Here is a 14383-nt window from a genome sequence, read left to right on the forward strand (position 1 = left end):
TTTTTCTTAATCATCCCCTAAGCCACGCCAGTTATAGGCTGTGTTTTTGGCACCATGCTTGCAACATCTCTACTAACAGATAATTTACAGCTTTTATCAGCAAAAAATTGACACAAGCGAGCTCATTATGGATATCAAAACTAATTCTTTATTTGCCCAAATGCAAAGTATGTCAATGCAAGCAAGCAACGGTAACTTGCCTGCTGTTGGTGGCGACTTACAAGCCGTAAATGCAAGCAAACAAGTAAACCAGTCAAGCAGTAATTTTGGTGAATTACTTACCGATGCATTAAAAACAGTGAATGAATTACAACAAGATACTGGCGCCAAAAAAACCGCCTTTGAAATGGGTGATCGCAGCGTCACCTTAGCAGAAGTGATGGTAGCTTCAAGTAAGTCAGGCATTGCCTTAGATGCAACAGTGCAAGTGAGAAATAAATTCGTTGAAGCGTATAAAGAAATCATGAGTATGCCAGTCTAGTTTTCTGGTTTACACATGGGTTTTGCGCGTTAAAAAGAAAGCACTAGGCGCATTATTTTCAATAAATAATCGTACTAAAGCTAAGAAAAAAGCTAATAAAAAAGTAAATTCAGTAGTAATCGGAGAAGTTAAGTGGCTGACACAAATACAATGGTAGCAACTGATGGTGGAACAGACATTATTGCCAGTGATAGTGGTGATAACGGTGCCATGCAAGAGCAAAAATCAGGCTTCTCTGCAACCCTAGGGAATGTTGACATTTTACGTCAAATTACTTTAGTGGTTGCTTTGTCTATTTGTTTAGCGATTGCGGTTTTTGTTATTATTTTAGCGAATGAACCTGAATACCGCTTTTTATCAAAATTACCTACCGAACAACTGATAAAAACCATGGATTTTCTTGATGCCAACCACGTTGAGTATCGCCAAGAAAATAACACCATTTCTGTACCTGCTGAAGAATATCAAAATGTAAAACTATTACTTGCTCGTGAAGGCTTAACGAAGGAGCCTTCACAAGGTGAAGACGTATTGATGAAAGACATGGGTTTTGGTGTCAGTCAACGTATGGAACGAGAAAGACTCAAATATGGTCGAGAACAGCGTTTAGGCAAAACTATTGAGCAACTGCAAAGTATTTCACAAGCAAAAGTACTTTTAGCTATTCCAAAAGAAAATATTTTTGCCCGCCGTGAAAAGAATCCTTCTGCAACGGTAGTTTTAACCATGCAGCGTGGTCGTTTGTTATCGGCTGAAGAGGTTGATGCAGTAGTAGATATTGTTGCTTCAGCAGTACAAGGCTTAAGCCCGAATAGAGTAACAGTTACCGATCAAAATGGTCGTTTACTTAACTCTGGCTCTCAAGACTCAATATCTTCTCGTTCACGCGGTGAATTTGAAATTGAGCAAAAGCGCGAACAAGAATATAGAGATAAAATTGACAGTATTTTGATCCCCGTGGTGGGCTTAGGTAACTATACAGCCCAAGTTGATGTCACTATGGATTTCACTAGCACAGAAGAAACAGAGCGTCGTTATAATTCAGACCTGCCAGCACTTCGCAGTGAAATGAAAGTTGAACGTAACTCAATTGGTGGCGCATTAGGTGGCATACCTGGCGCATTAACTAATCAGCCGCCGCTTGAATCAACAATTCCTGAAAATGCTACGGGAGGGCAAAACAAAGCTATCCCGAGTGATAAACATAGTGAATCTACTAAAAACTATGAGTTAGATGAAGCTATTAGCCATACTAAACAGCAAACGGGTATTATTCGAAAAGTTAGTGTATCAGTCGCCCTAGATTATGTTAACAGTAGTGCACCTTCGCCAACAACTGATAGCGAAGGTGGTGAAGGTACTGCAGCATCTGTGGCGAAAGAGCCTAGAAGTGTTGCAGAAATTGCCGCGATTCGTCGCTTATTACAAGGCAGTATCGGTTTTGATTTACAGCGTGGTGATATTTTGGAAGTGATCACTATTCCGTTTAGCCGTTCTGATTTTGGTGCTGTCGAAGAAGTACCTATTTGGGAACAACCTTGGTTTATGAAGGTGCTAAAATTAGTGATGGGTGCTTTGGTTATTATCGTGCTTATATTGGCTGTTGTTCGTCCAATGTTGAAACGCTTGATTTACCCAGATAGTACACCAGAAGATTATGGTGATAAGTCACTAGATAGCCATATTGATTTGGGTGATGAAACCATGGATATGCTTACCTCTGATTTTGATGCAGGTAACGTTGGTTTTGCACCAGATGGTAGTTTACAGCTACCTGATCTTCATCGAGATGAAGACATATTAAAAGCGGTTCGTGCCTTAGTTGCTAATGAACCTGAATTATCGTCGCAAGTAGTGAAAAGTTGGTTGAACGAAGATGAGTGATGAAAGTCAAGAAGTCGGTGAACTAACCGCAGCACCAGCAGGGTTTGATGTAGATAAACTTGAAGGTGCGGAAAAAGCAGGTATTTTATTATTAAGCTTATCTGAAGAAGATGCCGCGCAAATTTTAAAACATCTTGAGCCAAAACAAGTACAGCAAGTGGGTACTGTTATGGCGGCGATGGAAGATTTTACCCAAGAAAAAATCACAGCGGTTCATAAACAATTTATTCACGAAATCCAAAACTTCTCAACCATAGGTTTCCAAAGTGAAGAGTTTGTTCGAAAAGCCTTAACGGCAGCTTTAGGTGAAGATAAAGCCGGCAACTTAATTGATCAAATTGTAATGGGTGGCGGTGCTAAAGGTTTAGATTCTCTGAAATGGATGGACTCTAAACAGGTAGCTAATATTATTCGAAATGAGCATCCTCAAATTCAAACCATCGTTTTATCTTATTTAGAGCCAGAGCAATCTGCTGAAATTATTGGTCAGTTTACTGAAAAAGTTAGATTAGACTTAATGATGCGTATTGCTAACCTTGAGGAAGTACAACCAGCGGCACTACAAGAATTGAACGAGATTATGGAGAAACAATTTGCTGGTCAAGCAGGTGCACAAGCTGCGAAAATGGGCGGCTTGAAAGCAGCAGCAGATATTATGAACTACCTAGATACCAATGTTGAAGGTATGTTAATGGACTCAATTCGTGAAAGTGATGAAGAAATGAGTCAGCAAATTCAAGACTTAATGTTTGTCTTTGAAAACTTAGTTGATGTTGATGATCGCGGTATGCAAGCAATCTTGCGTGAAGTACAACAAGATGCCTTAATGAAAGCGATCAAAGGTACCGATGATGCCCTTAAAGAGAAAATCCTTGGTAACATGTCTAAACGTGCGGCAGAAATGTTGGCTGACGATCTCGAAGCCATGGGCCCTGTGCGTATTAGCGAAGTAGAAGCAGCACAAAAAGAAATTCTTTCTATTGCTCGTCGATTATCTGACGCTGGTGAAATTATGCTTGGTGGCGGCGGTGGCGGCGATGAATTCTTATAATAGTTTTCATCATATTACCGGCTTAATATTCTGTTGTTGTGGATAAATTATCATGAGTAAGTCACCTGTTCGTATTATCAAAGCAGCACAAGAAAATACTGATGTTTGGGCACTTCCCAGTGTTGAAACAAAGCCTACCCCTGAGCAAGAAAGTCAAACTAATGCTTTAGGACAAAAAGCTAACTGGCGCTTTGAACCACCTGAAGAGCAAGAGGTTGAAGTTCAGCCGCTAACTGCTGAAGAAATTGAAGCGATCAGATTAGCGGCGCATGAAGAAGGTTTTAATCAAGGTAAAGAAGAAGGCTTTGCTACGGGTTATGAAGAAGGGAAAGCCAAAGGTCATGAAGAAGGCACTGCACAAGGTTTAGAGGAAGGAAAAGAGCAAGGCTTAACTGAGGGGAAAGAGCGCATTGAAACATTAAGTGCTCATTGGCAAGGTCTAATTGACCAACTTACAACCCCTTTAGCTAGCGTTGAAAAAAATGTTGAAGAGCAATTACTTAACCTTGTTGTTCAGTTAACTGAAGCTGTTGTTTTACAAGAAGCTAAAACTAACCCTGATATTTTAATGTCGGCTATCAGCACAGGGATTAAAGCCTTACCAAGTAATGAGTCTAAAACACAAATTCACTTAAATCCTGAAGACATTAAACTAGTTGAAGAACAGTTTGGTGAAAAGCATCTGTTAGAGAGTGGCTGGCAATTATTACCTGCGCCACAATTAACCCCCGGCAGTTGCCAAATAGAAAACAGTACCTCCAATATTGATTTACAAATGAAGTCGCGTTTAAAGCAAGTATTGGATTCGTTTTTGCAAGATGCTTTGCATCAGCCATAGACGAGTGTTAACTGACATAATCTTGGCAGCGAATAGCAATAGCTTAGGGAGTTGATATTCCCTTTAATAATAAACTTTATTTGACAGGGTAAACTCAAAGGCAAAACATGGTTGATAGCACGCGCATTAGCGACAGACTTAAAAATTGTCAAAGCTTTGTACACCCTTTCAAAGAAAGTGTTGCAGGGCGCTTAGTGCGTGTTGTTGGCTTAACGTTAGAGGCGGTAGGCGTCAAAGCGCATGTAGGCAGCCAATGTTTAGTGGAAACGGCACAAGGTGAATTACTAGCAGAAGTGGTTGGTTTTGCTCAAGATATTACCTACTTAATGCCTGAAGAGAGCTTGCGTGGTGTATCGCCAGGCGCCCGTGTCTTACCTATTGCAACCAAACTCCATTTACCGTTATCGATGAAATTATTGGGACGAGTGATTAATGGTATTGGTAAGCCGCTTGATGGCAAAGGGCCGATTGAAACAGACAGTGAATATGTTAATGATAACCAACCTATCAACCCCCTTTCTAGGCGAGCCATCACAGAGCACCTTGATGTTGGTGTCCGCTCGATAAACAGTTTTACCAGTATAGGCAAAGGTCAGCGCATGGGACTTTTTGCTGGTTCAGGTGTGGGTAAAAGTGTCTTAATGGGCATGATGACACGAGGTACCAATGCAGATGTGATTGTGGTTGGTTTAGTGGGAGAACGTGGTCGAGAAGTTAAAGAATTTATTGAAGAAATCTTAGGCGAAGAAGGGCGAGCTCGCTCCGTTGTTGTCGCTTCGCCAGCTGATAACTCTCCGTTAATGCGCTTAAAAGGTTGTGAAAGTGCTGTGCAAATTAGTGAGTATTTTCGTGATCAAGGGCTTAATGTGTTACTACTGTTAGATTCATTAACGCGGTATGCACAAGCTCAACGTGAAATTGCATTAGCTGTTGGCGAGCCACCAGCTACAAAAGGTTATCCGCCATCAGTATTTTCTAAATTGCCACAACTTGTTGAACGGGCAGGTAATGGTGGTGAGGGGCAAGGTTCAATTACCGCTTTTTATACGGTGTTAACGGAAGGTGATGATTTACAAGATCCTATTGCTGATGCTGCACGTGCTATCTTAGATGGACATATCGTTTTATCAAGAGAGTTAGCTGACGCAGGGCATTACCCAGCGGTTGATATTGAAAGCTCTATTTCCCGTGTTATGCCTATGGTGGCTAGTGAAGAACATCAAGTATTAGCGCGACAATTAAAGCAAATTTATTCTTTATATCAGCAAAATAAGGACTTAATTTCCATTGGTGCTTATACCCAAGGAACAGATCCTCGCATTGATCAAGCCATAAAAGTTGTACCTGTCATTAATTTCTTTTTACAGCAACAAATGCAAGAAGTGATTCCTTATGAGCAAAGTATAGGCCAGTTACAAGAGATTATTGCGGCAGCTCATGCCAACAACCAAGCCAATGCTAATCAAGGTGCACCCGCCTAGTTTATAAAGTCTGAATAGACCTTTTTGGAGAATTATTGTGGCAACCAAACAGCTTGAAACCCTTTTAAAATTTGAGCAAGGCAAAGAAGAGCTAGCGGCAAACAAATTGCGATTGGCAGAAAATGACTACCAACAAAATTTAACCCGTTTACAAAGTGTCTCTGATTATCGATTAGAGTACATGAAACGTTTAAGCCAGCGTTCATCGACTGGATTAGATAGCTCGACCTATAATCATTATCACGCCTTTATCAGTAAACTTGATTATGCCTCAGCGCAAGTTGAAATAGCGATTAAGCAAGCTAAAGCATTGGTAGAACAAAGTAAAAAACTCTGGTTACAACAAAGACAAAAAGTGCAGGCAGTAGAAAAATTAGCTGCTAAACGCCAAGTTGAATTAACTAAGTTAGCCAATAAAAAAGAGCAAAAAATGTTTGATGAAATTGCTAACCAGCAATTTATTCGTCGCCAGTCGTCATAAAGCAAATACCTGTAAGTAAATTGGAATACTTTTTGCAAAAGCCATGTAGAGAACATAGAGAATAAGTAAACCATTAGTATTTAGTTTGTTATCCGTTTTAGTGATTGGAAGAATTATGTCGCAACTCAATGTATTACCCATTAGTGTTTCACAAAATGTCGACGTGCCCGATGAAGGTGCTAGTTTGATGATGACTAAAGGTAATGAAGACTTTTCCCAGTTAATGGATAAGCACCTTGCAGATAACCATAAACAAAAGCCTGTAGCAAAGGTTGCAAAGGTTGAATCGACTGAAGAGACAAAACGAAATTTAGCAGATGAAGCTAAAGAATTACGATCTGAAGACGATAGCGAAAAAGCTAAAACAGTAAACAAAAATACAGTTGAAGTCAGTGGTGAAGCAAGTAGTAAAAATAATTTAACAACATCAGCAGAACAGCAAGAACTTGCCGCTAGCGGCAATAACGGTCATAAAGAAGGCAGCGTAACAGCAGATGACGCCATAGAGAGAGAAGTATTATCTTCAGAGCAATTAATGACTTTTCTTTATCAAGCCGATAAGACGTTAATCGCTGACAGTAATTTTAAGGCTGAGCGCGCATCAACGCATGTCGATGAACACTCTGCTACTTTGTCAGCAAGCCAGTCAGCAGATAAACTAGCATCATTAACCGCAGAGCAAAAAGCTTTGTACGAAACAGAGCTATTAAAGCAAGGTGATTTAGTTTCAGAGTTCTCTAAAGAAACTAATCTCAATTTAGCAGAACAAAGCAACCAAGAGTTTGTAGCTGCTAAACAAGGTAAGCAGTTTGTTAACAGTGCAGCTAGTGTTTTAGCTAAAGATAGTACAGAACATAGTCTGTCTGGACAAGCGAGTGCTGAAACTGGCTTACCTTTTGAAGAGCAAAATAACAAAATAAATTACCCACAAAATGAAATAACTAAAGCGTTATTCACTGATGCCAAGGTAGCTGACGCACAGACGAAAATGCATGGTGACAATGTTGCTGTAGAGTTAAAAGCAGCAAAAAGTTCTGAACCTTTATCGAGAAGTGTTAGTGGACAAAATGCAGTTGCACAAGCTTTAGTGGCTCAAGGCGTAAGCGATCAAGATGACACTTCTATCCTAAATACCGAAACTGGCACTGAAGGTAACAATACGCAAACGGATAAAGCAGTATTTAACCGCGAAGCGGCTAATGCATTAAGTTCAAAAGACTCTCAGAGTGAAAAACTTCCCATTGATGCCGCTAGACAATTTGAAAGTGCTCAAGCCGTATTGAATCAAAAAGTTATAGAATTAGCGCAAAGTAAACAATTACAAGCTGCTACAACTAATACTCAGGTAGTCACTCAAGGTGTAAATGAAAATGGTGCCAGCAATGCTAACCCTACAGGGGGAGAGCTAGCAGATGAATTAACGGCTGAACAAATCGAAAATCTTGCTAAGCAAGGATTTAGGCAAGAATTGAGTAAGTCAGCACTCAACAGTCAAACATCAGTAAACCCAGTGGCGAGTAGTCAAGTTGCTGAGCAAATGACAAGCCACAAAATTGTATCACAAAGTGCGCATGTAAATGCATCAACTAATGCATCAATAAATGCAGCAGTAAACGTACCTGTTACTGATGTCGTGAGCGACTCAGCTGAATCTTTAACCAAGGTACAAGCTCAACAAATAGAGCAAGCACAATTTTCACTTAAGTCACAAGCTCAAGGAAATGAAGAATCGATAGAAAAGTCAACTAAGTCGTTAAAGGCTGATGCACAGTTAAATACCAGCTTTATCGACGTCAGCAGCAGAGCCACACAGGTTTCTCAACAGGCAATAGAGCAACAAGCCGTTGAAGTTCTCAACCCGTCAGTAGCGACAGAAGTGACACAAAGCTTAAAAAGCAATGCGCAATTGCATCAAGAAACGATTTCTATTTTTAGAAAAGATTTTACAACGGCGGTTAAAGATAAAGTAATGTTGATGATTTCACAGAAGTTACAACAGTTTAATATTACTTTAGATCCACCAGAGCTTGGAAATATGCAGGTAAGAGTAAACTTGCAAAATGAACAAGCCCAAGTCAATTTTGTGGTACAAAACCAACAAGCTAAAGAAGCACTTGAGCAAAATATGCATAAGCTTCGTGATATGTTACAAGAGCAGGGCGTTGATGTAGGTGATGCAAATGTAGAGCAACAGTCTGAACAATCAGACAATGAAGCGAATAATGAACACCGTCAAGCAGATGAAGAGCTTGCTCAAGCCAATGACCTCGTTGAGCAAAACTTGTCTGCAAGAATGATTAATGCCTCAGTTAATGCTGTTGACTATTATGCTTAGAAAATAATTGCATAATGAAAATTAAGGGCTAAATGGTGAGAAATTGAGCGAAATGTAATGAAGTTGATGAAAACACATTGGCTAGGATGCATTTCGAGGATATTATCTTAAGATAATACAAACCAATTGAAATATTAAAGGGCGACACATGGCAGATGAAAAAGAAAAAGCCAACGGTAATGAAGCTGAATTAGAATTAGACGGTGGTGGCAAAAAGAAAAAAATGATGATTATCATTGTTGCTGTTGTTGTTTTACTCGGCGCAGCCGGTGGTGGTTATTTCTTCTTTATGGCAGGTGATGATACGGTTGTAACTGAAGAAAGCCTTGATTCAGCACTAGATAGTGAGTCAGCCAGTGCCGAGGGTGCTGTAGCTGAAGGTGCACAAGTAGGTAGCGCACTTTATGTACCTATGCCAAGACCCTTTCGTTTTAATGTTCCTGGTGCGGCACGAGATAGGTTTGTAGAAATTCGGGTTCAGTTATTAGTACGCGGTGGTGACAATGAAGAGAATGCCAAGATGCATATTCCGTTAATAGAAAGTACCTTACTGGGTGTTTTTTCACAGGCCAATGCGGATGACCTATCAACCAGTGCAGGAAAAGAGTCATTAAAACAACAGTCACTCGCGGCAGTACAAAAAGTGATGACAGATGTTGAAGGTGCTAAAACAATTGAAAAAGTCTTGTTTACAGGATTTGTAATGCAATAAACCGAAAACGAATAAATGGGTTAAATATTTACCTTAAATAACACTAAGCTAAAAAAGAGAATGACCAGTGAGTGATTTATTATCGCAAGACGAAATCGATGCATTATTACATGGCGTTGATGACGTTGAAGAAGAAGAAATAATAGAAGAGGTTGCCGAGAAAAGAGACGGCACCTCTGATTATGATTTTTCCTCACAAGATAGAATTGTGCGTGGCCGCATGCCAACGCTGGAAATGGTTAACGAACGCTTTGCTCGTCATATGCGTATTAGCTTGTTTAATATGATGCGCCGCACGGCTGAAGTGTCTATTAACGGCATTCAAATGATTAAATTTGGTGAGTATATTCATACCTTATTCGTGCCTACTAGTTTGAATATGGTGCGTTTTCGTCCTTTAAAAGGTACGGCACTTATCACTATGGAAGCCCGTTTAGTCTTTATTTTAGTGGATAACTTTTTTGGCGGCGACGGTCGTTATCACGCCAAAATTGAAGGTCGTGAATTTACCCCTACTGAACGTCGTATTATTCAAATGTTGTTAAAACTCATTTTTGAAGATTATAAAGAAGCTTGGTCTCCTGTGATGGATGTTTCTTTTGAATATCTTGATTCAGAAGTAAACCCGTCAATGGCAAATATTGTCAGCCCCACTGAGGTGGTAGTTATCAGCTCTTTCCATATCGAGCTTGATGGCGGCGGCGGTGATTTCCATGTTGCTTTACCTTACTCAATGCTAGAGCCTATTAGAGAGCTGCTTGATGCGGGTGTTCAAAGTGATAAAGAAGATACGGATATGCGTTGGTCTAAAGCACTTCGTGATGAAATTATGGATGTGCCAGTTGCCCTAAATACTAAATTTTTAGAAGTAGAAATTCCGCTAAGCGAAGTGATGGAGCTAAAAGCTGGCGATATCATCCCGATTGATATGCCGGATCATATCACGGTACTTATTGAAGATTTACCAACCTTTAGAGCCAAACTAGGACGTAGTCGAGAAAATGTTGCTCTGAAAATAGAAGAAAAAATTAAACGTCCAGAATCAGTGAAGTCTGAGTTAACTATTTTAACTAAAGGTGGCAAACGTCTGGATAGTGATGCAGAGCTGCAACTACTTGAAGATGATTTATAACGCGCTAAATAGCGATACATTGTGAATTAATATTTTAAAGAATTGAACATTGAGGCAAGCGGTATGAGTAATGATAATGATGAAGATCTAAGTATGTGGGATGAGGCGCTAGATGAGCAAGCGGAAGCCTCAACTCAAGATGCTAAACAAGCTGAAGCGGTTGAATTAGAAGAGTTAACCGAAGATGACACACCTATTACGGGTGAAGAAAAACGTAAGCTTGATGCTATTTTAGATATACCTGTGACTATTTCAATGGAAGTAGGGCGTAGTAATATTAGTATCAGAAATTTATTACAGTTAAACCAAGGCTCAGTCGTTGAACTTGACCGTGTAGCCGGTGAAGCCCTAGATGTCTTAGTTAACGGCACTTTAATCGCTCACGGCGAGGTTGTTGTGGTTAACGATAAGTTTGGTATTCGATTAACTGACGTTATTAGCCAAATTGAACGTATTAAAAAATTAAAATAATGATGAAACTTGCAAGTGTACTTACTGCCTTCATATTGAGTATATTTACTCAACTTGCTTTTGCAGAGCAAATCGTTGAGCAAAGAGCTGAGCAAAGTAACACTGCAGGCACAGTAACTACTGCGCCAACCCCTGAAGTTGGCAAACATGTGATGGCCAATGTAGATGCCAGTAGTATGATATTGTCATTGCTGATGGTGTTAGCGTTAATCATAGTGAGTGCTTTTATGTTAAAGCGTTTTAATTTTGTGCAACAAAACACCAATCAATTGAAAGTCGTTGCCAATTTATCTTTAGGAGCAAAGGAGCGATTGGTGGTGGTGCAAGTGGCTGAAAAGCAATTGGTGTTAGGGGTTACTGCTCAGCAAGTCACGTTAATTGAAACCTTAGAAACTCCTATAGAAGTCCCGTCAGAAACTACGTTACCTATGGCTAACAATGTTTTAGCTTTTTTACAAAAAACCAATAAAAAACAAACGTAATTTTATGAATAAAACGCTATTACCCATCTTAATATTATTAACTACGCTCAGTACAAGCTTTGGCTTATACGCTGCTGAAGATTTATCAATGTCAGCATTAACACTGACTACCAATCCTGATGGCTCGCAAGAATACTCAGTAACACTGCAAATCCTTATATTTATGACGGCACTCGGCTTTATTCCGGCTGCCGTTATTATGATGACTTCTTTTACCCGTATTGTGGTGGTAATGGCCATTTTACGTCAGGCTTTTGGTTTGCAGCAAACCCCGTCAAATCAAGTGATTATTGGCTTAACTTTATTTATGACCTTGTTTATTATGACGCCGGTATATAATCAAATAGATGAAGCCGCTATTCAGCCCTACCTTGCTGAGCAAATGACGTCAGTGGAGGCTATTGACCAAGCTAAAGTACCACTACGTGCTTTTATGCTTGAACAAACAAGATTAAAAGATTTAGATACCTTAGCTGCAATGGCAGGACTAGAAGCTGTTGATAAACCAACAGATTTACCTATGACAGTGATCATTCCTGCTTTTATTATTAGTGAATTAAAAACAGCTTTTCAAATAGGCTTTATATTATTTATTCCGTTTTTGATTATCGATTTGGTTGTAGCGAGTATCTTGATGGCAATGGGTATGATGATGTTATCACCCATGATAGTGTCATTACCGTTTAAGTTAATGCTATTTGTTTTAGTGGATGGCTGGAATTTAGTGATAGGTACCATAGCGACAAGTTATGGTTTAGGGGGGTAACCTTGCTAACTATTCGCTTTTTTTTATTCCAGTAAGCTTTTACGAGTAAACTGTTTCCTGTAAATAAGAGAAAATAACATGGGTCCAGAAGTCTTTGTCGACATATTAAGAGATGCGTTATTGCTAGTGATTATTCTAGTAAGTGCCGTGATCTTGCCTAGCTTAATTATAGGTTTGATTGTCGCTGTATTTCAGGCCGCTACTTCTATTAACGAGCAAACGTTAAGTTTTTTACCTCGACTTATAGTTACCTTACTTGCGCTGATATATGGTGGTCACTGGGGGGTAGAGCAATTAATGGACTATACCTTTAGGTTGGTTGCCAGCATTCCAAGTGTGGTTAGCTAATGGAATTTACTGAGTCAGTTATTAATCAATACCTGGCTGATTTTATTCTGCCTTTTACCCGTGTTTCTGCTCTCATCATGACCATGATTGGTTTTGGTGCTCGTACTATTCCTACTCGCGTAAAACTGTTTTTATGTATAGCGGTTACTATCGCTATTATGCCGGCAATTCCGCCAACAAACGTTGAAAATTTATTATCTTTATCAACGGCGTTATTGATTGGTCAGCAAGTCATTATTGGTGTCATGCTAGGTTTCATTACTGTGATGGTGGTAAATACCTTTACCTTGGCAGGGCAAATAATTGCAATGCAATCAGGCTTGGGCTTTGCGTCACTAGTTGATCCAGCTAGTGGTATGAATGTACCTGCTGTTGGTCAATTCTTTTTAATATTATCGTCTCTACTTTTTTGGGTGATGGATGGACATTTAGCCTATTTACAATTTGTGGTAGCAAGTTTTGAAACCTTACCCATTGGTGGTGACTATATTATTAGCCCTAAATTTAAAGAGATTGCTGAGTGGGGATCTTGGATGTTTGCTACCGCACTTTCACTGGCTTTAGCTCCGCTTACCGCCATGTTATTAATAAACTTCTCTTTTGGCATTATGACCAGAGCAGCACCACAGTTAAATATATTTGCAATTGGTTTTCCTATAACCATGATGGCAGGTTTGCTGATCATGTGGCTAACCTTTGGTAATTTCCTTACCCACTTTGAATTACAGTGGCAACGAGCGTTAGATTTTAGTTGCTACCTTATTAATTGTAGTGCGGTACCTTAAATGGCTGATTCAGATAGCGGTGAAAAAACCGAAGACCCCACGGCAAAAAAACTTACCGATGCACGAAAGAAAGGGCAAATAGCTCGCTCTAAAGATCTCGGTACTATGTTTGTTTTAGTGGGTTGCGCTTGTGCCATGTTATTGATGGGAGCCTCGTTAACAGAAGAGCTCACTCATGTGATGAAACGCCTCTTTAGTATTACCCGTGAAGAAGCCATGGACATGAATGCTATTTTTAGCGTTATTAAAAATGCCCTTGGTGCAATCATTTGGCCAATGCTATGGATTTTCGTGATCGTTATGATCGCGGCTTTTGTAGGAAACACAATGTTAGGTGGTATGAGCTTTTCTTGGGAAGCTATGGCACCAAAAGCAAGTAAACTTTCACCTATTGCAGGTTTCAAACGAATGTTTGGTGTACAAGCTGCAGTTGAATTGATTAAATCCATTTTAAAGTTTTTTGTGGTTTTTATTGTGGCATTTTTACTTTTAACTGCGCTTTTTGGCGAGATTTTAGGACTAAGTTTAGAAACCATTCCCACCAATTTTGAGCATGCGGTCAGCATGTTATTGTGGATGTTTTTAGTGCTGGCTTTATCGGTTGGTATAATTGCTGCCATTGATGCGCCTTATCAAATCTGGAACCATACAAGACAGTTAAAAATGACTAAGCAAGAGGTGAAAGATGAGCATAAAAATACCGAAGGTAATCCTGAAATAAAAGGTCGTATCAAGCGAACACAGTATGAAATGTCTCAACGACGCCAAATGGCCGAAGTGCCAAATGCTGATGTGGTTATTACTAACCCTACTCATTTTAGTGTGGCGTTAAAATATGATGCGGCAATAGGCGGTGCGCCAGTTCTTATTGCTAAAGGCATTGATGAAATGGCTATGCATATTCGCACTATTGCAAAAGAGCATAACGTCGAAATTATACAAGCGCCGGCACTTGCTCGTTCCCTGTATTATACGGCAGAAGTGGACCAAGATATTCCCGAAGAGTTGTTTGCTGCTGTTGCGCAAGTGTTAGCGTTTATTTTTCAATTAAACGAGCACAAAAAAGGACGAGCAAGAAAGCCGATACCTATTGCCAAAAATTTGCCTATTCCTGATGAATTTAAATATTAATAGCA

At 39.7% G+C, this 14383-nt stretch carries 15 protein-coding genes; all 15 read left to right on the top strand.

The window, feature by feature from the left end; genetic code table 11:
* Nucleotides 1-127: 127 nt before the first annotated feature.
* The 15 genes from fliE to flhB all read left to right on the top strand — a co-directional run bounded on the left by fliE (nucleotide 128) and on the right by flhB (nucleotide 14378).
* Complete coding sequence (fliE, locus tag AC27GZ_RS14655) at nucleotides 128-481, top strand: flagellar hook-basal body complex protein FliE (RefSeq protein WP_487096102.1); 354 nt, start codon at nucleotides 128-130, stop codon at nucleotides 479-481.
* 150 nt (nucleotides 482-631) lie between these two features.
* Complete coding sequence (gene fliF / locus AC27GZ_RS14660; RefSeq protein ID WP_487096184.1) at nucleotides 632-2365, top strand: flagellar basal-body MS-ring/collar protein FliF; 1734 nt, start codon at nucleotides 632-634, stop codon at nucleotides 2363-2365.
* The gene (fliG, locus tag AC27GZ_RS14665; RefSeq protein ID WP_487096103.1) at nucleotides 2358-3416 is read left to right on the top strand and encodes a flagellar motor switch protein FliG; all 1059 of its coding nucleotides are present in this window, start codon (nucleotides 2358-2360) and stop codon (nucleotides 3414-3416) included. The genes fliF and fliG overlap by 8 nt, the downstream gene beginning before the upstream one ends.
* Nucleotides 3417-3468: 52 nt before the next feature.
* Entirely contained in the window at nucleotides 3469-4254 is a 786-nt protein-coding gene (fliH, locus tag AC27GZ_RS14670; protein WP_487096104.1) for a flagellar assembly protein FliH, read from the top strand.
* A gap of 107 nt (nucleotides 4255-4361) precedes the next feature.
* On the top strand, nucleotides 4362-5735 hold the full coding sequence (fliI, locus tag AC27GZ_RS14675; RefSeq protein ID WP_487096105.1) for a flagellar protein export ATPase FliI: 1374 nt from the start codon (nucleotides 4362-4364) through the stop codon (nucleotides 5733-5735).
* A gap of 37 nt (nucleotides 5736-5772) precedes the next feature.
* Nucleotides 5773-6216 carry a flagellar export protein FliJ gene (gene fliJ, locus AC27GZ_RS14680; protein ID WP_487096106.1) on the top strand — a complete coding sequence of 148 codons (444 nt, stop codon included), beginning with the start codon at nucleotides 5773-5775 and terminating at the stop codon, nucleotides 6214-6216.
* A gap of 115 nt (nucleotides 6217-6331) precedes the next feature.
* Nucleotides 6332-8551 (top strand): flagellar hook-length control protein FliK, encoded by a 2220-nt coding sequence (locus AC27GZ_RS14685; protein WP_487096107.1) that lies wholly within the window; start codon nucleotides 6332-6334, stop codon nucleotides 8549-8551.
* A gap of 148 nt (nucleotides 8552-8699) precedes the next feature.
* Nucleotides 8700-9263 carry a flagellar basal body-associated protein FliL gene (gene fliL, locus AC27GZ_RS14690; protein ID WP_487096108.1) on the top strand — a complete coding sequence of 188 codons (564 nt, stop codon included), beginning with the start codon at nucleotides 8700-8702 and terminating at the stop codon, nucleotides 9261-9263.
* Between the two features lie 67 nt (nucleotides 9264-9330).
* On the top strand, nucleotides 9331-10395 hold the full coding sequence (gene fliM, locus AC27GZ_RS14695; RefSeq protein WP_487096109.1) for a flagellar motor switch protein FliM: 1065 nt from the start codon (nucleotides 9331-9333) through the stop codon (nucleotides 10393-10395).
* Between the two features lie 63 nt (nucleotides 10396-10458).
* Nucleotides 10459-10866: a flagellar motor switch protein FliN gene (fliN, locus tag AC27GZ_RS14700; RefSeq protein ID WP_487096110.1), complete on the top strand. Its 408-nt coding sequence runs from the start codon at nucleotides 10459-10461 to the stop codon at nucleotides 10864-10866.
* A complete protein-coding gene (gene fliO, locus AC27GZ_RS14705) occupies nucleotides 10866-11348 on the top strand; it encodes a flagellar biosynthetic protein FliO (protein ID WP_487096111.1) in 483 nt (160 codons plus the stop codon). The genes fliN and fliO overlap by 1 nt, the downstream gene beginning before the upstream one ends.
* A gap of 4 nt (nucleotides 11349-11352) precedes the next feature.
* Entirely contained in the window at nucleotides 11353-12114 is a 762-nt protein-coding gene (fliP, locus tag AC27GZ_RS14710) for a flagellar type III secretion system pore protein FliP (protein WP_487096112.1), read from the top strand.
* Between the two features lie 78 nt (nucleotides 12115-12192).
* Nucleotides 12193-12462 carry a flagellar biosynthesis protein FliQ gene (gene fliQ / locus AC27GZ_RS14715; RefSeq protein ID WP_487096113.1) on the top strand — a complete coding sequence of 90 codons (270 nt, stop codon included), beginning with the start codon at nucleotides 12193-12195 and terminating at the stop codon, nucleotides 12460-12462.
* The gene (gene fliR, locus AC27GZ_RS14720; RefSeq protein ID WP_487096114.1) at nucleotides 12462-13247 is read left to right on the top strand and encodes a flagellar biosynthetic protein FliR; all 786 of its coding nucleotides are present in this window, start codon (nucleotides 12462-12464) and stop codon (nucleotides 13245-13247) included. The genes fliQ and fliR overlap by 1 nt, the downstream gene beginning before the upstream one ends.
* Nucleotides 13248-14378, top strand: coding sequence for a flagellar biosynthesis protein FlhB (gene flhB, locus AC27GZ_RS14725; RefSeq protein WP_487096115.1), 1131 nt, complete (start codon nucleotides 13248-13250; stop codon nucleotides 14376-14378). It abuts the gene before it with no gap.
* Nucleotides 14379-14383: the final 5 nt, after the last annotated feature.

The sequence above is a fragment of the Colwellia sp. SU-HH00943 genome, from assembly GCF_057546125.1.

Coding starts and splice junctions, on each gene's coding strand:
- fliO (WP_487096111.1), top strand. CDS start 10,866: ATGATGAAACTTGCAAGTGTACTTACTGCCTTCATATTGAGTATATTT.
- fliR (WP_487096114.1), top strand. CDS start 12,462: ATGGAATTTACTGAGTCAGTTATTAATCAATACCTGGCTGATTTTATT.
- fliP (WP_487096112.1), top strand. CDS start 11,353: ATGAATAAAACGCTATTACCCATCTTAATATTATTAACTACGCTCAGT.
- fliI (WP_487096105.1), top strand. CDS start 4,362: ATGGTTGATAGCACGCGCATTAGCGACAGACTTAAAAATTGTCAAAGC.
- fliE (WP_487096102.1), top strand. CDS start 128: ATGGATATCAAAACTAATTCTTTATTTGCCCAAATGCAAAGTATGTCA.
- fliF (WP_487096184.1), top strand. CDS start 632: ATGGTAGCAACTGATGGTGGAACAGACATTATTGCCAGTGATAGTGGT.
- fliN (WP_487096110.1), top strand. CDS start 10,459: ATGAGTAATGATAATGATGAAGATCTAAGTATGTGGGATGAGGCGCTA.
- fliQ (WP_487096113.1), top strand. CDS start 12,193: ATGGGTCCAGAAGTCTTTGTCGACATATTAAGAGATGCGTTATTGCTA.
- flhB (WP_487096115.1), top strand. CDS start 13,248: ATGGCTGATTCAGATAGCGGTGAAAAAACCGAAGACCCCACGGCAAAA.
- fliG (WP_487096103.1), top strand. CDS start 2,358: ATGAGTGATGAAAGTCAAGAAGTCGGTGAACTAACCGCAGCACCAGCA.
- fliH (WP_487096104.1), top strand. CDS start 3,469: ATGAGTAAGTCACCTGTTCGTATTATCAAAGCAGCACAAGAAAATACT.
- fliL (WP_487096108.1), top strand. CDS start 8,700: ATGGCAGATGAAAAAGAAAAAGCCAACGGTAATGAAGCTGAATTAGAA.
- AC27GZ_RS14685 (WP_487096107.1), top strand. CDS start 6,332: ATGTCGCAACTCAATGTATTACCCATTAGTGTTTCACAAAATGTCGAC.